This is a genomic window from Chitinilyticum piscinae, from assembly GCF_015223195.1.
GTDB classification, from domain to species: domain Bacteria; phylum Pseudomonadota; class Gammaproteobacteria; order Burkholderiales; family Chitinibacteraceae; genus Chitinilyticum; species Chitinilyticum piscinae.
This window is the reverse complement of sequence record NZ_JADFUA010000001.1, coordinates 592,877-615,564: the sequence shown is the minus strand read 5'-3', so window position 1 is coordinate 615,564 and position 22,688 is coordinate 592,877. Positions and strand designations below refer to the sequence as shown.

The window sequence follows — 22,688 nt, the reverse complement described above, 5'->3', positions numbered from 1 at the left end:
TTTTCATTCCGCTCGGGTTCGCGCCCACCAATCGAGCATGGCGGCGCGGATCTGTGCGGCAGCCTGGCCATTGCCGTAGGGATTGGGCGCCTCGGTCATGCCAAGATAGGCCTGACGGTCATCCAGCAAATTGCTGACCGCCGCGACGATGCGCTCACAGTCCGTCCCCACCAGTCTGGCTGTGCCGGCAGCCACGGCTTCGGGACGCTCAGTGGTGTCACGCATGACCAGCACCGGCTTGCCCAGTGCCGGTGCCTCCTCCTGAATCCCCCCGCTGTCGGTCAGAATCAGCTCGGCACGCTTAAGCAGATACACGAAGGGCAGGTAATCCTGGGGCTCGATCAGATGAATGTTCGGCAAGCCGCGCAGTAGCGCATTGACTGGCTCCTGCACATTCGGGTTCAGGTGCACCGGATAGACAATCTGGATGTCGTCACGGCTGGCCAGCCTGGCCAGTCCCTTGCAGATATTCAGAAAACCATCGCCAAAATTCTCGCGGCGATGGCCGGTCACCAGCACCAGCTTCTTGTCCGCAGCCAGAAAGGGGAAACGCGTGGCCTGCTCTTGCGCCAGTGCCGGGTTCTCGTCCAGCTGTTTGCTGATGCCAAGCAGTGCATCAATCACGGTATTCCCGGTGATGAAAATATCCTCCTCACGGCGCCCCTCCGCACGAAGGTTCTGGGCAGCCTGCCCGGTGGGCGCAAAATGCAGACGGGCAAACAGCCCGACCACCGAACGATTCAGCTCCTCCGGCCACGGTGCCTCCATATCCCCGGTGCGCAGGCCAGCCTCGACATGCGCGACCGGAATGCGCTGGTAAAACGAAGCCAGTCCTGCCGCCAGGGTAGTGGACGTATCACCATGCACCAGCACGATATCGGGCCGGCAGCGCTCCAGCACATCGGTCACCCCTTCCAGAACACGTGAGGTCAGACTGGCCAGTGTTTGTCCCGGGCGCATCAGATCGAGATCAAAATCAGCCTGCAAACCGAACAGCCGCATCACCTGATCAAGCATCTCCCGGTGCTGCGCGGTCACACAGACCAGGCAATCCATTTGCTCATCCGCCTGCAAGGCCCTGATCACCGGCGCCATCTTGATGGCTTCCGGACGGGTGCCAAATACACAAAGAACTTTCAATTTACGGTGACTGTCTGCCATTTGAATTTTGAATTCCGGAACATGCTTGAATATCCCGATTTTGTCGCAAAGCCGCCGACTTTGCAGTACCGGCCATCGCCATACCCCGCTGCAGACCTGCCGACCTGCGCACGGTGGAGCGACTACTATGAGAGCAGGAGGACGCATGGATCCATCACACCATCCCCCCGATGCCTCGATGCACTGGCATTCCCTGTCCAGCGAGCAGGTTGTGGCGGCGCTGCACAGCACGCAGCAGGGGCTTGCTGCCGCACTTGCACGGAGCAGGTTGGCTGAATGCGGGCTCAACCGCCTGCAGGAAGCGGCACGCCGGCCAGGCTGGCTGCGCTTTGCCGACCAGTTCCGCAATCTGCTGATCCTGATTCTGCTGGCCGCTGCCGCTGTCGCCGCGCTGATCGGGGATCTCACCGATGCCGTGGTCATCGTGCTGGTAGTGCTCCTGAACGCCACGCTGGGTTTTATCCAGGAAAACCGTGCCGAAGCCGCACTCGCCGCCCTGAAAGCCATGCTGGCCCACACGGCGCGCGTGCGGCGCGATGGCGAAGTCTGCGATATCCCGGCCAGCGAGCTGGTACCCGGAGACCTGATCCTGCTGGAGGCCGGCGACCGTGTGCCGGCAGATGCCAGGGTGCTGGCCGCCCACGGCGCCGAAGTCAGCGAGGCCAGCCTGACCGGTGAGGCCCATCCGCTGGAGAAGGGCAGCAGCCCACTGCCAGCCGATACGCCACTGGCCGAGCGCAGCAACATGCTGTACATGAACACCGTCGTGACCCGTGGCCGGCTGGAAGCCATCGTCACCGCCACCGGCATGCGCACCGAAACCGGCCGGCTGGCGCACCTGCTGGCGGCCACGGCCGAATCGGCTACCCCACTGCAGCGCCAGCTCGACCGGCTCGGCCAGCGGCTGGCACTGATTGCCGGTTTTGTCGTGTTGCTGTTTTTTCTGCTGGGCATTCTGCGCGGAGATCCGCTGGCACAAACCGCCATGACCGCGATTGCGCTCGCCGTTGCCGCCATTCCGGAAGGACTGCCCGCGGTAGTCACCGTGACACTGGCGCTGGGCATGCACCGCATGGCGCGCAAGAATGCCATCGTGAAAAAACTCGCCGCAGTGGAAACACTGGGCTGTACCACCGTCATCTGCTCGGACAAGACCGGCACGCTGACGCTGAACCGCATGGCTGTGCGGCAGTTGTACGCTGCGGATAAGCGCTACGATGCCAGCACCCTGACACCGGCGCAGCTGAGCTTGCAGGCCGATGACACGCTGCTGCAATTGCTGCTTGCCGCGGTACTGTGCGCGGATGCACAGCTTGATGGCGAACACATCATCGGTGATCCCACCGAAGGCGCGCTGCTGCAGCTGGCCGCCCAGGCCGGCCTTGACGCCGGGACGCTGCGTACCGCCAGCCCGCGGCTGGCCGAAATCCCCTTCGACTCGGCAAACAAATTCATGGCGACCTTTCATCGCGAAGGCGAGCAGGTGCGCCTCTGGGTCAAAGGGGCTCCGGATGTGCTGCTTGCACGCAGCACGCACCACAGCAGCAATACCCACCACTCCATACCAATCACAAGCGATGCGATAAAAAGTATACAAGCCCATACCCGCGCAATGGCTGATCAGTCGATGCGGGTACTGGCGCTGGCAACCCGCCTTATCCCCGCCAGCGAGTTTGCGTCCAGCCAGGATCTGGCGCAGTGGAGCAAGGGACTGACCCTGCTGGGGCTCGCCGGCATGGTCGACCCGCCGCGCAGCGAAGCCGCCGCGGCGATTGCCGCCTGTCACCGCGCCGGCATTGGCGTGAAGATGATTACCGGCGACCACCGCCTCACCGCGGCCGCCATCGCCGGCGAGCTTGGCCTGCCCGGCCAGGTCCGCGAAGGACGGGAACTCGATGGGCTGGACGCCGCCGCCACCGCCGCGCTGGTGCGCGACACCGGCGTATTTGCCCGCGTTGCTCCCGAACACAAGATGCGCATTGTCGAAGCGTTGCAGGCCAGCGGGCAGGTCGTCGCCATGACCGGCGACGGCGTGAACGACGCACCGGCACTGAAAACGGCCGACATCGGTGTGGCCATGGGGCAGACCGGCACCGCAGTCAGCCGCGAGGCTGCGGCAATGGTGCTCACCGACGACAATTTCGCCAGCATCGTGCATGCCGTGCAGGAAGGGCGCACCATCTACGACAACATCGTCAAATTCGTGCGCTTCCAGCTCTCGACCAATATTGGCGCGCTACTGACCATGCTGGGTGCAATGCTGCTGGGCTGGCCGGCGCCGTTCACCGCCATCCAGATCCTGTGGGTAAACATCATCATGGATGGGCCGCCGGCGATGACACTGGGCGTTGAACCGGCACAGCCGGGCATCATGCACAAGCCGCCGCGAGCCACCACCGCGCACATCCTCACCGGCCCGCGCCTGCTGCGCATCGCCCTGTATGGCATCACCATGGCCTGCGGCACGCTGGCAGCCTGGCAGTTCGGCGCGGCGCATGGCGAGCGCTATGCCGGCACACTGGCCTTCACCACCTTCGTGCTGTTCCAGTTTTTCAATATCTTCAATGCCCGCAGCGAATCCGGCTCGGCCTTCAATGAGCAGTTCTTCAGCAATGGCAAATTGTGGCTGGCTCTGGCCGGCGTGCTGCTGATGCAGGTGGTGGCCGTGCACTGGGCACCGGCGCAGGCCGTGTTCGACGCCACCGATCTCGCTGCACGCGACTGGCTGCTGGCCATCGGGCTGGCATCCACAACACTGCTGCTGGAAGAAGCCCGCAAACTGCTGTGCCGGCTGCTACTGCCACGTGCCTGAGCCTGGAATTACTTGGGTATGTCCAATAAAACGCTATGAGTTAAGGCCTACAAGCTTATACCACCAACTGTATCCGGCAGGAGCCGTGCATGTTTTCGGTCTATGGCATCACCGGCCGCGTGTTTCATGGCACGCGCAGCGAGCTTGACACCACCCCGGGCCTCTACCCGGCGCGGCGCATCGCCGCCGTCGCCCGCAATAACGAAGAATCCACCAGCGGCTTCCAGCTGCCCCTGCCGGGCAAGCTTGCGCGCAACGAATACCTGCGCACCCAGCAGCTCGATCATGAGCGCGGGCCGGTCTTCAGCTGCGGGCGCATCATGCACAGCCCGGTCATCACCGCCGATGCCGCACTCAGCGTGCAGGATGCCTGGCAACTGCTGCACGCGCACGGCATCCATCAGTGTCCGGTGCTGCAGGACGGCCAGCTGGTCGGGCTGGTCAGCGACCGCGATCTGCTCACTTCGCTGGTCATCGCCGACGGCATCGCGCACGAGGTCCTGCAACGGCAGGTCGCCGACGTCATGCGCACGCCGGTATTGGTGGTTAGCCCCGACACTGACCTGCGCCACGTCACCGCACTGATGCTTGACCACGCGCTGGACGGCGTACCGGTACTGGCTGCGGATCAGGGCATCGCCGGCTTCATCTCCAAAACCGACATCCTGCGCGCCGTCAGTACCGAGCCGGCATTGAGTCTGTGGGGATAAACCGGTTTGATCCGACGAGAAATCGCTCATGCTCCAGGGAAGCAGGATTTCTACTGAAGAATGTACGCCTTTTCGCGAAAGCGGTTTGCTACACAAGACAGACTCATTCCGTTAGGTGTGAGAGGCGTTACAAGCGCTACCGCCCGAAAACTATACACTCAGCGTCAGTTTTTAAACTGGAAATGTAATAATGAATAAGCCACTGCTAGCCCTGCTCCCACTGGCAGCACTAATGGCTGGGTGTGTGACCGTCCAGCCTGCCACTTCGCCCACTCAGCCAACCAAACCACCAGTCAGTGCCGGAAAGCCTGTCCAGATTTCCAGCATTTCCAAACTAGATACGGTAGGACTAGCTCACACATGGTTTGGGAGCAGCAACGCTCAGGGGCAAGCCCGCATCCGCCTCAAGGATGGCAGCGTGGCAACAGCGTACGTGCTCGATGCGCGACTGATTCGGGAGTCCGACGGCACTCAGGCTCTTTACGCGATTGCCGCCGCAGAACGGGATGGCAATACCGCAAGCGGTTCTATCCTAATTGGGCGTTTTTTAAATACGAGCAAAGGCTGGCAAGCCGTACAAAGAACAGAATCCAGCCTTGGATTCGGCAACCCTCCGGCAGCGGAGAGCATCCGCTGGCTCGATCTGGGCACTGGGCATGCTGGCTGGCTTATCAGCGCATGGACTTTCCGGCAGGGGTACTCGTCTGAACGCTGGCTGATTGGTGGCTACAAGGACGGTCAGATCGCCGAGCTGGGCAGTATTGATGGTTCCGTCAGCAATGCCGGAGCGTGCAAACCGAACGCCCGTTGTCAGGAAAGCGATACCAAGCTGGAAGTACTGGCGAGTGCCAACCAGCCACTGCAGTTGCGAACCACCACCACCGGAACCATCAGCGATGCTCAGGGCAAGCTGGTGCAACTCGCCAAACCGCTCGTCAGGGTATGGGGCCTTGATCCTGCCAGTGGTCGCTATAAAGCGCGCAATACCAGCACCGAAGAGGTGGTAGCCAGCAGCAATCTCGGCAGCGACCCGCGTTTGCTGATCGGCAAGACCCTGCCCGGCGGGATCGACGACAGTGGCAAATACCCGCTGCTCAAAAGCGCTGGCTGGATAGAAACGCCCCCCGGTAGCAAGGCAGCCAAATCGTTCACTCAGTTCGATGTTCGTGGCGGAGGACGGGAAGAGTACGACAACGCAGCCAGACACTGGCAGCTGATTCTGGCTTCGCGACCGGAGCAGCAGTGGCTACTGGTTGTCGACAAGCGCAGCTTCGTGGTTGCCGATGCACAGCCGGTTGGCCCCTACGACATGAATAAACTGACGGTTGAGCATTCCTATCAGGGCGAAGCAGGTGGCCAGTCGTGCATTACCGGGACCCAGAAGCTGCCTCAGCTCATCGGTGATAGCAAACAACTGGTCCAGATCGGCTTTTTGCCTTCGCCGAAATTCAAGCAGGGCAAGAGCGATGACATGAGTGGCTGGCACAAGCACCGCTGGGATGCCAAACAGACCCAAGGCCGCCTCTGGGAGCTGGATGCACGCAGCGGCAAGCTGCGTACCCTGCCCGCTGAAAGCTTCCGCTGCGAAGGCGGCTGGAGCGATTGATTCCAACTCCGCCCGCTGCCCTTGGCGGGCGGAATCCGGATTCCTTGTCATGCTTCATGTGGATGCAAGGCCTAAAGCGGAGGCATCGACATTTTCGCTTTCAGATGAAGGCAAACGCGCCATGGCTATCCTGGCGCGTTTGCTTTGCTGGCTTATTGATCACTCCCTTATTGCGGTGGCGGCAGCACATCGGGTTTGCCGCGCGCCAGCAGCTGGCCCAGGTCCATGCCGGGGAGCAGGCGGGCCAGCTGGGCCATGAAGCCTTCGCTGGCTCCGCTGCCCGAGACCATGACATCGGGAACAATCTTGAGCTGGCCGCGTTCGATGGCCCCCGAAATCAGTTCGACCAGCTTGATCGAGCGGATGGCATCCTCGCCCAGCGCTTCGGTCTGCTTCTGGTAGGCCAGCGCGGTGGCTTCACCGATGGCGGAGATCTTGGCCGCCTCGCCGTCACCGATCAGCCGCAGCCGGTTGCCTTCCCCCTCGCCGTCGAGCGCCTTGGAACGGGCCTCGCCTTCGGCCAGCGTCACCATCTCGCTCTTTTTCTGCTGGGCCACCTGCACGGCAATTTCCGAAGCCACCAGCACAGGCTGCTGGTCGGCGGTGGCGCGCATTTTTTCCATCTGCGTGCGTTCCACCTGCGAGCGCTGCTCCATCTTGTACATCTCCAGCTGCTGCTCGGCGATGATGCGCTTGGTCTGCGTTTCCATCAGTTCGGCAGGCAGCTTGATCTGGCAGATCAGCACCGAGACGCATTCGACGTGGTATTTCTCCAGATCGGCGCGCACGCGCGCTTCGGCCTTGGCCTGTTCTTCCGAGCGGCTTTGCAGGAAATCCATCGCCGAGGCCGTGGAGGCCTGGTTGCGGAAGGAAGAGTCGATCATCGGATGGATGACGTGCTGGATCAGGTTATCGACCGAGCCGACCTTGGCGACCATATAGGGCGCCTGATCGGGCCGCACGCGAATGACCACCTTGACCGAGACCTGGATGGGGAAGCCATCCTTGGAAATCACCGTCAGTTCGTCAAAGCGGGTATCGGCCTGCTCGTCCCAGTCGATGGTGATGTTGGTCGTATCGATGATGTAGGCCATGAAGGCGCGACGATTCAGGTAATAGCTGCCGGGGCCGGCGACTTCCTCCTGAATCCCGCGGAAGCCCTTGGGCACCACATAGCGTTCCTGCCCGGCTTCCTGTGTCGAGCCCTGCGTGGCGGACAGACGGCGGATCATTTCCTCGGGCGGGGCCTCCCCGACGTTGGACACGACTACACCGACCTGACCGCGCTCGATGACGGCCACCTTGTCCAGTTCGACGGTAAACAGCAGCGGGTTGATGTAATACGTCCCGGGGCGCAGCACGTCCAGCTGCGGGCCACGCTGGCCTTCCTGGGTCAGGAAGGCCGAGCCGTTCTGGTAGTCGTCATGGCCGCCCACCTGCCGTGCCACGTATTCGTTTTCCGGCAGCGGGATACCGTCCAGCGCGGTCACCAGCCCGACGTGATTGGCCTCGACCACCGTGGCCGGCGCGGTGCGAACGGCAAAGAGTGCGGTATTGATCCGGTAAGTACCCGGCAGCAGCACATCGATCTGCGGCCCTTTCTGCCCGCCCTGGTTGAGGAAGGCCTCGCCATTCTCGAAGTTGTCATGGCCGCTGACGCGGTGCGCGAGCAGACGCCCGGTCGGAATCGGCAGACCATCCTGTGCCAGCACCACCCCGACCGCGCCCTTCTCGATCACGATGGCCGGCACAATCTGCAGCTTGAACAGATTCGGGTGAATCCGGTACAGCCCCGGAGGCAGCACATCGATCTGCGGGCCCTTCTGCCCACCATTGTCGATAAAGGCCTGCCCGGACTGATAGGCATCATGGCCTTTCACCACCCGCGCAAAGATGCGCCCGGCCGGAATCGGCTCGCCATCCGTGGCTTCGATCAGGCCGATGCTGTCTTCGGGAATGCTGACCGCCGCGCTCTTGCTTACCTTGAACAGCAGCGGGTTGATCCGGTAATTCCCCGGCGGGATCACGTCGATCTGCGGACCTTTCTGCCCGCCGTTGCGCAGAAACCCGGCGCCGTCCTGGAATGCCTGATGGCCGGCCACCGTGCGGGCAAAGATTCGGCCGGCCGGAATCGGGTCGCCATCGGTCGCCTCGACAATACCGATTTCATGGTCGCGGATGGTGATCATCGCGGCCTTGTCCACACGGAACAGATACGGGTTGATACGGTATTTCCCCGGTGGCAGCACCGCTACCTGCGGGCCTTTCTGGCCGCCATTGCGCAGGAAGGCTTCGGCATCCTGGAAGGAGTTGTGCCCGTCGACCGGCTCGGCAAAGATCTTGCCCGGCAATACCGCATGCCCGTCGATGGATTCAACCAGGCCGATTTCGGCATCGGCAATCGTAACGAAGGGAATCTTGGTCGCCTTGAACAGGAAGGGAATCAGCAGGTGCAGTCCCGGCCCGAGTGTGCGCGCCTGGATCCCCACCTCACCGGGCTGCGCCACCACCCGCCCCTGCGGCATCTTGCGCCCCAGCCAGCGGCGTTCCAGCAGCGCCATTTCTTCACCGCCAACAATGACGATGGAATTCACCAGCAAAACAATCAACACCGCGCCGATAGCCAGCATGCCGGCGTGGTCGAACAGTGGCTGCAACAGATCATTCATCTCCGAACCCTCTTGATATGCTTGTCAGGGGTGCGGCCAGTCTGCCCAAGAACTGGCAGGTGGCTCGCGCCGCTTCCTCTCGGGAAGACAAGCTCATCTTAGGCGCATGACCCGCAGGCCTGTCACAGAGCTTTCTTGAAGCACTTTCAAGTTTTCTGGAAGGGTTGGCGGGATAAACCCGCCGGATCAGCAATTTTCCGGAATGCTGAGCGGTTTTCCGGTTGCGGCAGCAAGAGCCGCGGCACTGATCCTGCCCGCAGCGGGATCAGCCGCGCACCATGTTTGGCCAGCCAGTTGCATGGGTATTACCATGCAGCCATTTATTCAAATGACTTTTGGGGATATACCCTTAGTGTGCCACTTCTGCCGATGCCGCAACCTGCTGCTTTTTCATCACCACCAGCAAGGGCAGGGTCAGCAGCATGGCCAGGCCGAACAGCATGAACAGATGGTCGTAGGCCAGCATCAGTGCCTGTTTCTGCACTTGCTGCGCCAGCAGTGCATGCGCCGCACCATCCGCGCTGGTGACCGGCATGCCGCTCGCCAGCAGGCGGGACTTGAGCATTGCCAGGCGCTCGCTGGCAAACGGCCCGCTCAGGTGTTCCAGCAGCACATCGTTTTTCATGTGCGAGAGCTTGGTCGAAAACGTCGCCGACAGCGCAATGCCGACACTGCCGCCAAGCTGGCGGGTCAGGTTGTACAAGCCCGTGGCACTGCCGATCTGCAGCGGCTGCAGATTGGCCATGCTCAGATTGTTCAAGGGCATGAAAATCATGCCAAGGCCTACGCCACGGATCACCAGCGGCAGCATGAAATCCCAGGTGCCCGACTGCGTGGTGAAGTGGTAATGCAGCCACATCGAATACATGAACAGGCCAGCACCGCAGATAATCAGCCCGCGCGCCGGAAACCCCTTGCTCACCAGCCGTGCCGATACCGGCATGATCAGCCCGGATGCCAGGGCAGAAGGCAGGATCAGCAAGCCCGTCTGCCAGGCCGAATAGCCCATCAGTGTCTGCAGATACACGGGGAAGATGAACACGGTGGCAAACAGCGAGGCGCCGAGGAAGAAGGTCATCACCAGCCCGGCGGCAAACTGCGGGTCGCGGCACACGCGCAGGTCGACCAGCGGGTGCAGGTGTTCCAGCTGGCGGATGATGAAGGCCCCCAGCGCGGCGATGCTGATCACCGCATAGGCCACCACTTCCCAGGCATCGAACCAGTCCAGCCGCTCGCCGCGCTCCAGCATCAGCTGCAGCGCGCCGATGCCGGCGGCCATCAGCAGCAAGCCCGTGAAATCGATATGCTCGACCTTCTGCCTGAGCTTTGATTCCGGCACGTACAGCAGCACCAGCAGCAGCGCCAGCAGGCCCAGCGGCAGGTTGATGTAGAAAATCCACGGCCAGCTGTACTGGTCGGTGAGCCAGCCACCGACAGTCGGTCCCAGCATCGGCCCGAGCATGATACCCATGCCGAAGATCGCCATCGCCGCGCCCATTTCCTTGCGCGGGAACACCTCGAACATCGTCGATTGCGCGGTCGCGATCAGCCCGCCGCCGCCCAGGCCCTGCACGATGCGCCAGAACACCATTTCCGGCAGGGTGCTGGCGTTGCCGCAGGCAATCGACGCCACGATGAACAGCGTAATCGACAGCAGCAGGTAGTTGCGCCGGCCAAACAGATTGCCCAGAAAACCCGAGATCGGCAGTACGATGACATTGGCAACCACATAGCCGATCGACACCCAGGTGATTTCGTCCAGCGTCGCGCCCAGCGTGCCCATCATGTGCGGGATGGCGACATTGACGATGCTGGTGTCGAGCAATTCCAGCACGCAGGCCAGCGTTACCGTCATCGCGATGATGTAGCGGTTGGCATGGATGCTGGCGTCGTCGACCGAACGGGACAGGGTGGGAAGGATGGGTTTCATCGTTGCGGGTTCACAGTGGCCTCTGAAGCATGGCATTGCCCTTCAAATGTCTGCTCAGCGCGTCAGGATGGTCACATCCACCGACAGCCCGGGGCGCAAGGTCACACCTTCGGGCAAGGGATCCAGCGCGATGCGCACCGGCACGCGCTGCACCACCTTGGTGAAATTGCCGGTGGCATTGTCCGGTGGCAGCAGGGTAAAGCGCGCGCCGGTTGCCGGGCTGAACGATTTAACCTTGCCGGTCAGCTTCACCCCGGACAGGGCATCGACCCTGATCTCGGCCCGCTGGCCCGGTTTCACCTCGGCAATCTCGGTTTCCTTGAGGTTGGCCGTCACCCACAGACGCGAGGTATCGACCAGATACATCAGCGTCTGCCCGGCCTGGATCATCTGCCCCGGCTCGACCGCGCGTTTGCTCACCACGCCGCTGGCCGGCGCGGTCACCTGCGTATCGGCCAGCTGATGCCTGGCCAGTGCCAGCGCGGCCTCGGCGGCCATGGTCTTGGCTTCGGCCGACTTCAGCCCGGCTCCGGACACCACCACCTGCTGGCGTGCGGCGGCGGCCTGCTCCTGCGCGGCATTTTTCTGCGCGATCAGGCTCTGTACGCGCGCTTCGGCGACCGCCAGTGCCGTCTGCGCAGTATCGAGCTGCGCCTGGCTGTACATCTTCTGCGCCGCCAGCTCGCGGGCGCGTTGCAGGTCATTGCGTGCCTTGGTGGCCGTTGCGCGGGCTTCGGCAATTGCTGTCTCGGCAGCCTGTCCCTGTGCGGCGGCGGCAGCCGCCGCGGCATTGGCCGCACCGATCTTGGCCAGCGCCTCGCCCGGCTGACCGGACTGGCCGGATGCCGACAGCGCATTGCGCCAGTCGGCCTCGGCCTGCGCCACCCTGGCGATGTAGTCGCGCGGGTCGATCTCGACCAGCAACTGGCCGCGTGCCACCTGGCTGTTGTCCTCGTTGGGCACCCGCAGCACATAGCCGCCGACCCGTGCCGACACCGGCACGATGTGCCCTTCGACCTGCGCGTTATCCGTGCCGATATGGCCGCTGGACCACCAGATGCGCCAGCCGATCAGGGCGGCGACCAGCAGCAGGATGCCGCCCAGTATCTTGCGGGCCTTGTTCTGCCGCGGCGGAGCGGCGTTTGCGGTTTCAGTCATGACGGGGTTCCTGGGGTGATGGCAGCAAGCCGTGCTGCAGCATGGCAATCTGGAGTTCGGCGTAATGGGCGGGGTCGACCGGATAGCGGTCGAAGCTGCCATAGGTATTGCGCCACATATTGGCCAGCAGCAACGGGGCCATGATCAGGCGGGGTGTATGCACAAGATCGATATTTCTGAAGCTCTGCGTGGCAATACCCTCGGAGAGTATTCCGCGCACCACGTCGTGCAGCCGGTGCACCACCTCGTCGACATAGAACTGCGCCAGCTCGGGGAAATTGCCGGCCTCGGCCAGCATCAGTTTGGAAATGCAGCCGTCGCTCTCGTTCAGCCCCTGCGCCAGCAGGCGCAGCACAAGCGCCAGCTTGCCCAGCGGCGGCTCGGTGGATGAGGCCGCAGCCTGCGCCAGCCGGTCGATGTTCGGAATGACGCTTTCCTGCACCACGGCCTTGAACAAGGCTTCCTTGCTCGGGAAATAGAGGTAGAGCGTGCCCTTGGTCACGCCGGCCGCCGCGGCGACATCGTCCAGCTTGGTTGCGGCAAAGCCGCGTTCGTGAAACAAACGCAAGGCGGCGGCGGTGATTTCCGAGGGTCTGGCGTCCTTGCGCCGTTGCCGGCGGGAAGGCTGATCGCGGTGTTCGTCCATGATGACACACACTTAATGACTGACTGGTCAGTTATTAAACCGGAGCGGAGCGAATGCGGCAAGCGCGTGAGTGCAACGGGATGTGCGAACAGCAGTGCTGTCACCACCGTCACACACAATTTCCGCCATTCATTTCATCAATCTGACAAAATCCCCTCGGCTTTGCATCTTCATCACCCGGACACCCTTGCCATGCCCATCGCCCATCCCGAACAGAAACTTGCCATGGCCCGCCACCGCCAGGCGATGACCCTGCAATTGAACGACAGCGCCCGGCAAAACTGGCAACGCCTCGCGCAAGCCTGGGGCGCCGCCATCAATGACTATGTCCGCATCGGCAACGACTACGGCTGGGATGTGGCCGGTGAGCAGCCGGAGTTGCCCGGGATGCAGCCCCTCTACCCTGCGCTGCTGGAAGCACTGCGTGCCGCCAATGCCGCCGGTGACGCGGCGATCCGCCAGTTGCGCGAGGACTGGCCACCCAGTCCCGATCTGTATGCCGGCCTGCTTGAGGGCAATGCCCAGGCCATTTCCCAACTGGCCGTACTGGCCGATGGCAGCGTACTGGCACGCATCGGTGCCAGCTATGAAACACCCCGCTGCGTGCGACTCCGGCAAGGCCAGTGCGAGCAGCTGGATTCCGCCCTGCTCGGCTTCGGCCTATCCGGCGACGGCCGGCTGCTGGCCCTGGCAAGCGTCGAGGGCATTGCCATTCACGCCGGCTGGCAGGGTGAACGGCTAGCCATGCTGGCGTGGCCCACTGGCGCCGAGGGCCTGCCCTACGGGCTGGCGCTGGCAGAGAACCCGCGCAATTTTGAAATCGAGGCGCTGCAGCCCTTCCCCGACGGCCAGCGCGTGCTGCTGGCCTGCCGCAGCGGCGTGTATGTACTGGCTGCAGGCGGAGCGACCCGGCTGCATCCCGATGCCGGACGCTTGCACGAGCTGGCGCGCGACAGTGGCAGCAAGCGCAGTGGCAGCAAGCGCAGTGGCATGCCACTGGAAATCGACCTCGACATGGTGCATGCCGCACTGTCACCGGACGGACAATGGATTGCCGCCGGCGACCAGTGCAGCGTGCACGTCCTGTTTGATGCCGCACTCAAGCCCGTTGGCCACATCGGCCCGCACAGCGAATATCCGGACTACGCCCTGTTTGCGGCTGACAGCCGCCAGGTTCTGCTGAATGCCTGCCATTTCTACAGCGGCTGCAGCATCGGCGTGAATCGCGAACACTGGATCGGACTGGATACCGATTACTACGACGACGCCCATCCGGCCATCACCACGCTGCAGGAGGGCGCACGCGTCTATGCCGCCATCAGCCGCGCCGGCGAATACATCGTCGGCGATGCCCACGGTTATCTGCGCGCCTTCGGCCATGATGGCACGCCGCACTGGACGCACTTCGTCGGCTCAACCATCAGCAGCATGGCACTGTCCGGCGACGGCAAAACGCTGGCAGTCGGCAGCTATGGCGGCGCAATCAGCCTGATCGCGCTGAACAGCGGTGAACGCGATGCCTGGCAGATCGGCACCGGCCCACATCGCGAGCGTGAACGCTGGCTGTTCTGGCAGCAGGAAGCCACACCGCTGCGCTGGTAAATACAAGGGTATATCGACGAAACCATTTATTATGAATGGCTACATCAATATACCCACCAAATTAACAATGAATGGCACGATACGCTGAGGCAGGGTCGCCAGTCCGGCCCGGCTGAAATCAGACGATGAAACCCTGTTTCTGACAGAAGCAGTCATTGTTTTGCGCTCCCGCGTATCATTCCGAACTTTGTAGCCAAGATCCCGTAATGAGCGACACTCCATCTGCGCCATCCGCCTTGCCGCCGGCCGATCCGGCCGAGCTGGTTACCCTCACGCGTTTCGAGCAAGCCATCGATGCCGAAATGGTCAGAAGCCTGCTCGCCAGCGCCGGCATACCGGCGCAGCTGGCCGATCTGAATACGGTCAATGCCTATGGCGTGCTGGGCAATGCGCTGGGCGGAATCCGCCTGCTGGTGCAGGAGCGCGATTTGCCGGAAGCCAACGCACTGCTGGCCGAATACCGCGCCGGCACGCTGGCACTGGACGATGAGGACGAAGCGGCACCTGCCGCCAGCCCGGCCGCACCCGACCCGATGCCCGCGCTGTGGCACCCGGACTGGGCCGCCGCGATCGGCATGATTCTCGGGCCGCTGTTTCCGATGCTGCTGCATTACCAGAACTGGTGCCGCATCGGCGACCATGCTGCCCGCCGCCGCAGCCTGATCTGGCTGCTGGCAACGCTGAGCGGCGTACTGGGCATCAGCGCCTATCTGCTGTGGATTGCCCGCGATCTGCACGGTGGCATGGGCATCTTCATGCTGCTGTCCTTTCCGGTGCTGGTGCTCTGGTATTTCTGCGCAGGACGCAGGCAGGCACAAACGATGCTGCCGTGGCACTATCCGCGCCGCCCGATGGGGCTGGCCATGCTGCTCGGAACACTCGCCACGCTGGCTTATGGCTTTGCGCTGGGTCCACTGTTCGATAGCACCGTCACAGTTAGCCAGCTGGTGGCAGACATTGCGCACGAGGATGCGAAAAACGGTCTGCCCTACCGCATCGATGCGAACACCCGTCTGATTGCCGTCAGCGCCAGCGGCAATGTGCTGACCGATACCATCGAAATGCAGGACGAAGCACTGGCTGACGAGGCCATCAACGGCTTTCTGGATGCAAACCACAACCAGATCTGCCAGGACCCGAAAATGCAGAAGCTGCTGCGCCAGGGCATGATCAACGACATCCAGATCGTCGACGGCGAGCACAATACGGTGCGGCGTTATCGCATCAGCGCCGCCAACTGCCATTTCGGTAACGACAACTAGCTCCAGCACAGGCGGCGCACTGGCGCTGGAACATCTGCCCATGCAAGCGGCAAATGGCGTGCCCAACGTTTCCCCCAATATCTGATTTGAACGAGCAAGCCCATGTGGATCGACAAACAGCAACGCAACTGGAAACTCTACGCACCAGCCGCAACCGAGCTGCCAAAAGTGTGCCTGCCGTACACGCCCAAACTGCCCGCGGCACTGCCATACCCCGCCCCCGCATTAGCCAGCAGCATTCATGAACTGCTGCATGCAGGGCAATACCCTCAAATCGAAAAGCTGCTCGCCGCGGCAACGAGCGCGGGCCGCAGGCATGCGCAGGATGAAGAGGCGTTCTTTCATCTGCTGGTGCGCGATGGGGACACGCTGTTTGCCGATGGCGCGGCCAGTTACCAGCGCTTGCGTGCCTGGCGCGACGCCTTTCCCCAATCTGCGCAGGCCTGCCTGCTGGAAGCGGCCTACTGGCAGTTCTGCTACCACCGCCTCACTGTCACACCCGACCAAGGCTCACCCCAGGCACAACTGGCATCGCGCCAGGCAGCGGCGAGTGTTGCCAATTTTTGCAGCGATCTGCTGCTGGTAGCCGTCCTTGCTGCGCTGGAGCGCGATGAACGATTGTGGACCGCACCGGCGCTGGCGCTCTTTCACATCGGCGAATACCACCACGCCGAGCCGTATTTCGACCTGTGGCTGGCCGAGCTGCTGGCTGGACGCGCAGCAGAACAACAAAATAGTAGCCCATATAACTATCGCGTCGACGAAGATGAAGCCGAGCGTGCCGGGGTTGCACGCTTGCTGGCACAGATCGGCCTGCCCGCTGATGCGGAACTCGCTTTCCCACGTCTGCGGCCAGCTGCGCTACCTGCGGTTGAAATTGCCAGCAGTGTCTACGACGACGTTGCTGACGATGCTCATCAGCAGCGCGCTGCGCCAGTCACGGCGCCTGAGCCACAAGGTCTGTGGCAGAAACTGCGGCAAAGCCTGGGCGCTAAAAGCCCGAGCGTGTTGCAAGTGCATCTTGATGGCAGCAATCAATGGCTGCTGGATTACTGGCTGCGCGTCGCACAGTCCATGCATCCGCGAATTTTCTGCGTGTTGCCTGTTCGCGCCTGGCATCTGAACGACGCGGCTCTGCAGTCCTGGCTGGATAGCCGGGAACTCGCGTGGCTCACTCCGGAACGGCGCAATGTCGTCGCCTACCCGCTCGGTTGCCGCTTTATATATGACAACACCGGCATCAGCTACGATCCAGAATCCCAAGTCGACGCAGAGACGTTGTTCGAGCGGCTGAATCACGAGCTGGGCAAGCCCCTGCGCTCGGGGCAGCGGCAATTTTTGCTGCTGCAGGTGATTGATGAGATGTGCCCGAATGACGCGGACAGCCCCTTTGCCGAAGAACTCCTTAGCACAGGCCCGATCCGCCATGGCCTGAGCGATAGCTGGATCGCGGGGGCACAACGGTGGCTGTACCAGTTCGCGCTGGCGCACGAGTGCGACTGGCTACCGGCCTCGCTGGAGCTGGCCGTGCGTGAACGCGCCAATACCACCGCCATGCTGCTGTATGCATGGCTGGCGCAAACCGGTCGCGGCGGCTTTTGCGCCGATGCCGTGGTTGCCGAGCACTGGTACGCCGAAGTCGCCCGGCTTGCGCCGCACACGAACGACTGGGTCGGGATCGCGAATTGCCTTGCAGATGAAGATGCCGACACCTTTTGCCGCATCGGTGCGGGTTTGGGCAACCCGCACTGCGCCAGTTTTTTAGCTCGCAGCGTGCTGGAAGGGCGCAGCAGCGGCAGCCGCGAACAGGTAATCCGCTGGCTGGAATGTGATCGGGCGGGCAATGCTCGCGAGCTGCTGCCGTGTTATAGCGAAGCCTTTGCCAGCACGGACGATGCATCGCAACGCGCCACCCTGCTGGCCAGCGTGGCTGAACTCGTGCGCGTGCTGATCGAAAATGCCGATCTGGTCGACCGCCGCGGCAAAACTCTGCGCCACCTTCTGCCGCTACTGCCCTGGCTGGACGATGAAACACTGCTAGAGGAGATGCTGGGCGAACTGGAGGCAGAAAGCGAGGACTGCGCGCCCGCTATGCTGGCGATAGCCACTATTCGAGGGAATGCCCGCTCTGGCAGTCTGCATGACTACCGTGCTGGCGTACGTTGGCTACTGGCGGCGGAAGCCTGCGATGAAGAACTGTGCAACACGCCGGAATATGCCACCGTACTCGCTGCCGTCTTCGAATGTGATGCGGATGCGCGCGCGCGGCTTGCCAGCACCCGCGCGGAGATTTCCCCGGAGGAATTACCCTTCGCCTAGCAGGTTGTTGAAAAACGGCCTGCGATCCGTTTTTTCCGGCAAAGCCGGGAAAAACGGATGAAAAGCAAAATATACGTCGTTGATTTTTTCAGAAGCCGATTTGCGCCGGGCCTGGCCCGGTGCTTGCTGTGGTTGGAAAAACCGGCTTTTTCAACCATCTGCCAGGCAGGGTATGACCCTGAACTTCCCAGCAACAAATGATCTAATAGCCATAGGCTGTCAGGTATAAGCAACACCCCGTTCAATTAACCGGAAAATCACCCATGCCCATCATCACCGATCCTTATCACTGGCTGCCCATCGAAAACGCCGGCGGCCAGCAGGGCTATGCCGACCGTGACGGCAGCATCCTGATTGCGCCGCGCTATTACGACATCGGCCGGTTCTGCTTCGGGCTGGCAGCCGCCATCATCGTTCCCCACCGCGACGACTCGCTGGGGTATCTGGGAATGGACGGCCAGTGGCAGATCTCGCCGCGCTTCTATAGTGCCCGCGACTTTGCCGCCTGCGGGCTGGCAGCGGTCACGGATGGCAGTTACCTCAGCGGCTACTGCGACCGCAGCGGCGAGCTGGTCATCCCCGCACAGTTCGACAATGCCTACGATTTTGACGAGCACGGCATGGCCAGGGTGGATAAAGGTCAGCTGGGCTATATCGACACCAGCGGCGCCTGGCGGATTCCGCCGCGCTACGAGAAGCTGAGTGATTTCGCGGCCAACGGGCTGGCGCGCGCGCGCGACGAGGATGAACGGGTACTGTTCATCAACCGCAATGGCGACACCGTGCTGACGCCGGACTTCGACAGCGTTTTCCACTTTGGTCCGGAAGGGCTGGCGCTGGTGGTGCAGGACGGGCGCTACGGGCTGATCGACAGCCAGGGCGCGGAGGTTGTTACTCCGCAATACGATGATCTGGCCGACCTGCGGCAGGGGCTGGCACGCGTCGAGATCGACGGCCGCTACGGCTTCATCAACCGCACGGGCGAACTGGTGATTGCCGCCCGCTTTGCGGACGCCAGCAGCTTCATGCCCTGCGGGCTGGCGGTGGTCTACGATGCCACAGGCAGGCAAGGCTGCATCGACCGCAGCGGCGAACTGGTCATCCCCTGCACCTTTGATAACATCGAGTTAGACCTCTATCCGGACGTGCTGGAAGCCAGCCGTGACGGGCGCAATGGCTACATCGATCTGGCCGGTAACTGGCTGTTTGACCGGCAGATCGACGCTTAAGGGCCACTAGAACTTGCCATAGGGCTTCACGCTGCCGTCTTTAGTCAGCAGGACCACCTCGATGGTGCCGGGCTTGTACTCGCCCATGCCCGGCGAATTGGCCGGCATGCCGGGTACGGCGATGCCTTTGGCGGCGGGCTTCTCCTTCAGCAGTTTGGCGATGGCGGCGGCCGGCACATGGCCTTCGACGGCGTAGCCGCCGATCACCAGCGTGTGGCAGCTTGGCGCCTTGTCGGTGCCGTATTGCTGCTTGATCGCCGGCATGTCGCTGCGTGGCTCTTCCTTGATGCTGTAGCCGGCGCTGCGCAGGTAGCTGGCATGCGCGCCACAGCAGCCGCAGTGCGGGTCCTTGTAGAGCGTGCCGGCCGGGGCGGCGAGTGCTGAGGCGGAAACCAGGGCCGTCAGTACGGCCAATAAGCGGGTTTTCATGAGAATTCCTATGGGTATGTGATTGTGGGCTTTGGCAAGCTTGGCCTGCATCGCTATGGATTGGCAGGTATGGCAGACCGGAGCATGATGCTCCGGCCTGGCGCTTATTTCAGTCTGGTCTTGAATTGCATGCCGGCGTCGTAGTGGCCGGGCTTCTGGCAGGCAAACACGATGTCGCCCTGCGGGGTCTTGTTGAATTTCCAGATCACGCTGCCACTCTGGCCCGGCTCCAGCGTCACCGCACTCGGATCGGCATCGTGCTTCATGTCGGGCATCTTTTTCATCATCAGGGCATGCGCGCGCTGGCTGGCGGCATCGCCCACCGAGAATTCGTGCACGGTTTTGCCGGTATTGGTGATGTCGAAGCGGATGGTTTCGCCGCGCTTGATGCTGCCGATCGGCGGGTCGAAGACGAATTTCATGTCATCGCCGGCGCTGACCTTGATGGTGCGGGTCACTTCAGTAGCCTTGCCCGGTTCGCCAAAGCTGTAGCCCTCGCCGTGCATGCTGCCGTGGTCGTGCTCGCCGCTACCGGCGGCAAAGCTCGCGGGCGCAGCCAGTGCCAGCAGGAAGGAGGTGATGATCAGGGTGGTTTTCATGGGTGAATCCTTTCAATGCGTTGTGAACTTGTGGAACTGCTGGCGTATCAGGTGGGTATGCCACTGAAGGCCTTGCTGTCTGCTGGCCTGGCGACGGTACCCGGCGGGTGTTCGTACCAGCCCGGGTCGCTGTAATCACCCGGCTTCTGCGCGTCGCGCACCTTCAGCAGCGTGAACATGCCGCCCATTTCAATCGGCCCGAACGGCCCTTCACCGGTCATCATCGGCAGGGTGTTGGGCGGCAGCGGCATCATCGCCGCCATGGCCGCCATGTCCTGCATTTCGGCCATGCCGTTGCTGCCCATTTCCATATAGTGCTGGCCGGGCAGCAATGCTTCGATTTTCGCGGTGGCGGCGGCCTGGTCGACCCCCAGCATATTCGGCACGCCATGCCCCATCGGCCCCATGGTGTGGTGCGATTTGTGGCAGTGCAGCGCCCAGTCGCCCGGCGCCTTGGCGACAAACTCGATCACGCGGATCTGCCCGACGGCGACGTCGGTCGTCACTTCCGGCCATTGCCCGGCCTCCGGAACCCAGCCGCCGTCGGTGCCGGTGACGCGGAAATCCACCCCATGCACATGCACCGGATGATTGGTCATCGTCAGGTTGGCCACGCGGATGCGCACCCGTTCACCGGTGCGCGCCACCAGCGGGGCAATCGCCGGGAAGGTACGGCTGTTGAAGGTCCACAGGTTGAAATCGAGCATTTCCGAAGGATCGGGCCGGCGCGTGCCGGGATCGATCTTGTAGCTGGCCAGCATGAAGGCGTAATCGCGGTCGACACGGCGCTCGGCAGGGTTTTTCGGATGCACGATGAACATGCCCATCATGCCCTGCGCCATCTGCACCATTTCGTCGGCATGCGGGTGGTACATGAAAGTGCCGGATTTGCCGAGGGTGAACTCGTAGACATAGGTTTCGCCCGGCTTGATCTGCGGCTGCGTCAGCCCGCCCACACCATCCATACCGGCCGGCAGCAGAATGCCGTGCCAGTGGATGGTGGTGTGCTCGGGCAGCTTGTTGGTGACGAAAATGCGCACGCGGTCGCCCTCGACGGCCTCGATGGTCGGGCCCGGGCTGCTGCCGTTATAGCCCCAGAACAGCGCCGTCATGCCGGGGGCGACTTCCTGTTCGACGGGTTCGGCGATCAGGTGGTATTCCTTCACGCCATTGTTCATGCGAAAACCCAGCGTGCGGGTGTTCAGCGTCGTCACCGGGGTGCGACCGCCAGATACACCAAGGGGGTTTGCCACACTGGCAGCCGCAGCGCTGGCCTCACGACCAATACCCAGCAAGCCCAGCCCGGCCAGCGCACCCGCACTGGCTCCCAGAAAATCACGGCGCTGCATGACGCACCTCCTTGTTGATGATGACCGGCGCGCCCAGGCGCGCTTCCAGCGTGAAGGCGTGTTCCCAGAAGGCGGCCTGTTTTTCCAGCAACTCGCGCTGCAGGGCGAATTCGGCGGCGCGGGCGTCGATCAGCTCGTACACACTGCCGAGCATGCCGTTGTAATGGGTGAGCATTACCCGGGTATAGCTCTGGGCATCAGGTAACTGCTCGCTTAGCGAGCGATACTCCTGAAAGGTCAGCTCAAGCGCCGCCCAGTCGTCCGCCAGCTGCGCACGCAGCCCGGCTTGCTGCAGGCCCAGCTCCAGTTGGGCGGCCGACACGGCCGGCATGCCTTCGGGATCCAGTGCGCCAGTCAGCGGCAGACGGAGGCTGCGGCTGGCCGCACGCGGCAGCAGTGCCGCCGCCTCGATGGCCTGCTGCTGCTGCAGTTGCCGGCCTGTCGGGCTGGCTGCCAGCCATTGCGGCAGCTCGGCCTGCGGCAGGCTGGCCGGCAGTGCGGGCAAGGGGGCGGTGCGCAGAGTCGTGGCATCCGGCAAATCGAGCACACTGGCCAGCCGACGCTGCGCCTTGGCCAGCGCGGCGGCACAGTGCAGACGTTCGCGAGCGGCGGCGCGTGCCGCCTGTCTGAGCGGCAGGCGCTTTTCCTCGGCCGCGTTGCCGGCCTGTACCTGCGCCTCCATCAGGGTCAGCGCGGCATCGGCCGCGCGCGCCTGCTGTTCGCACACTTGCAGCGTCTGGCTGGCCAGCGCCAGCTGTAACCAGGCCAGCCGCGCCTCGCGCACGCTATCCAGCACGGCTTGCGCCAGCGCCGTGCGTCCCTGCGGGGCCTGCGCCAGCCCCAGTACATCACGGCCAATGTCGACCGCGGCTGTCTGCTGCCACAGCGGTAAAACGGCCAGCTGTGCCGGGCTGATGCCATGTTCGCGCAGCGCCGGCCGCAGCGCGGGGGCATTCAGGATGGCAATCCGCGCCACGCGATCGGCATCCAGCGGCATCGATGCCAGCTCGGTGGCGCGCAGCGGCGCCTGCCCCAGCCAGAGCGCGGGAACCGGCTCTGAAGGCGGGGCGGCAGCCGGCGCCAGGCCGGCCAGCAGCAACATGGCCGCAGCCATGCCACCGTATAACGGTATTTTTCTTGTCATGTTCTGATCTCCAGCGGGGCGAGCAGGCGGGACCAAGCCTGCCGGCTGCGCCCCTGTTCTCCG

16 protein-coding genes are annotated in these 22,688 nt (G+C 62.9%); 7 read left to right on the top strand and 9 right to left on the bottom strand.

All coding sequences use genetic code 11. The features are described 5' to 3' along the window. Positions 1-3: 3 nt before the first annotated feature. Positions 4-1,140 carry a non-hydrolyzing UDP-N-acetylglucosamine 2-epimerase gene (gene wecB, locus INR99_RS02790; protein ID WP_308431430.1) on the bottom strand — a complete coding sequence of 379 codons (1,137 nt, stop codon included), beginning with the start codon at positions 1,138-1,140 and terminating at the stop codon, positions 4-6. 166 nt (positions 1,141-1,306) lie between these two features. Between wecB and INR99_RS02785 the strand changes: the two genes are divergently transcribed. From INR99_RS02785 to INR99_RS02775, 3 genes are all read left to right on the top strand, one after another. Further along, a complete protein-coding gene (locus INR99_RS02785; RefSeq protein WP_228098036.1) occupies positions 1,307-3,973 on the top strand; it encodes a cation-translocating P-type ATPase in 2,667 nt (888 codons plus the stop codon). An 89-nt stretch (positions 3,974-4,062) separates the two neighbouring features. Then, complete coding sequence (locus INR99_RS02780) at positions 4,063-4,683, top strand: CBS domain-containing protein (protein ID WP_194114757.1); 621 nt, start codon at positions 4,063-4,065, stop codon at positions 4,681-4,683. Between the two features lie 418 nt (positions 4,684-5,101). Then, on the top strand, positions 5,102-6,289 hold the full coding sequence (locus INR99_RS02775) for a hypothetical protein (protein WP_194114756.1): 1,188 nt from the start codon (positions 5,102-5,104) through the stop codon (positions 6,287-6,289). A gap of 167 nt (positions 6,290-6,456) precedes the next feature. Here INR99_RS02775 and INR99_RS02770 read toward each other — a convergent pair whose 3' ends face one another. From INR99_RS02770 to INR99_RS02755, 4 genes are all read right to left on the bottom strand, one after another. Then, positions 6,457-8,958 (bottom strand): SPFH domain-containing protein, encoded by a 2,502-nt coding sequence (locus tag INR99_RS02770; protein WP_228098035.1) that lies wholly within the window; start codon positions 8,956-8,958, stop codon positions 6,457-6,459. 349 nt (positions 8,959-9,307) lie between these two features. After that, a complete protein-coding gene (locus INR99_RS02765; protein ID WP_194114755.1) occupies positions 9,308-10,888 on the bottom strand; it encodes a DHA2 family efflux MFS transporter permease subunit in 1,581 nt (526 codons plus the stop codon). Positions 10,889-10,942: 54 nt separating this feature from the next. Further along, a complete protein-coding gene (locus INR99_RS02760; protein ID WP_194114754.1) occupies positions 10,943-12,046 on the bottom strand; it encodes an HlyD family secretion protein in 1,104 nt (367 codons plus the stop codon). Beyond that, positions 12,039-12,692, bottom strand: a complete 654-nt coding sequence (locus INR99_RS02755) for a TetR/AcrR family transcriptional regulator (RefSeq protein ID WP_194114753.1) — start codon at positions 12,690-12,692, stop codon at positions 12,039-12,041. The genes INR99_RS02760 and INR99_RS02755 overlap by 8 nt, the downstream gene beginning before the upstream one ends. Positions 12,693-12,884: 192 nt before the next feature. On the opposite strand from INR99_RS02755, the gene INR99_RS02750 reads away from it, so the two are divergent. The 4 genes from INR99_RS02750 (at position 12,885) to INR99_RS02735 (ending at position 19,104) form a co-directional block, all read left to right on the top strand. After that, positions 12,885-14,294 (top strand): WD40 repeat domain-containing protein, encoded by a 1,410-nt coding sequence (locus INR99_RS02750; RefSeq protein ID WP_194114752.1) that lies wholly within the window; start codon positions 12,885-12,887, stop codon positions 14,292-14,294. Positions 14,295-14,500: 206 nt separating this feature from the next. Continuing rightward, positions 14,501-15,556: a putative signal transducing protein gene (locus tag INR99_RS02745; protein WP_194114751.1), complete on the top strand. Its 1,056-nt coding sequence runs from the start codon at positions 14,501-14,503 to the stop codon at positions 15,554-15,556. Between the two features lie 102 nt (positions 15,557-15,658). After that, complete coding sequence (locus INR99_RS02740; protein ID WP_194114750.1) at positions 15,659-17,875, top strand: DUF4034 domain-containing protein; 2,217 nt, start codon at positions 15,659-15,661, stop codon at positions 17,873-17,875. Between the two features lie 263 nt (positions 17,876-18,138). Continuing rightward, positions 18,139-19,104, top strand: coding sequence for a WG repeat-containing protein (locus INR99_RS02735; protein ID WP_194114749.1), 966 nt, complete (start codon positions 18,139-18,141; stop codon positions 19,102-19,104). Positions 19,105-19,110: 6 nt separating this feature from the next. Here INR99_RS02735 and INR99_RS02730 read toward each other — a convergent pair whose 3' ends face one another. From INR99_RS02730 to INR99_RS02715, 4 genes are all read right to left on the bottom strand, one after another. Further along, positions 19,111-19,533: a DUF411 domain-containing protein gene (locus INR99_RS02730; protein ID WP_228098034.1), complete on the bottom strand. Its 423-nt coding sequence runs from the start codon at positions 19,531-19,533 to the stop codon at positions 19,111-19,113. 104 nt (positions 19,534-19,637) lie between these two features. Beyond that, entirely contained in the window at positions 19,638-20,132 is a 495-nt protein-coding gene (locus tag INR99_RS02725) for a cupredoxin domain-containing protein (RefSeq protein WP_194114747.1), read from the bottom strand. Between the two features lie 47 nt (positions 20,133-20,179). Beyond that, positions 20,180-21,481, bottom strand: coding sequence for a multicopper oxidase family protein (locus INR99_RS02720; RefSeq protein ID WP_194114746.1), 1,302 nt, complete (start codon positions 21,479-21,481; stop codon positions 20,180-20,182). Continuing rightward, on the bottom strand, positions 21,468-22,625 hold the full coding sequence (locus tag INR99_RS02715; RefSeq protein WP_194114745.1) for a TolC family protein: 1,158 nt from the start codon (positions 22,623-22,625) through the stop codon (positions 21,468-21,470). The genes INR99_RS02720 and INR99_RS02715 overlap by 14 nt, the downstream gene beginning before the upstream one ends. Positions 22,626-22,688: the final 63 nt, after the last annotated feature.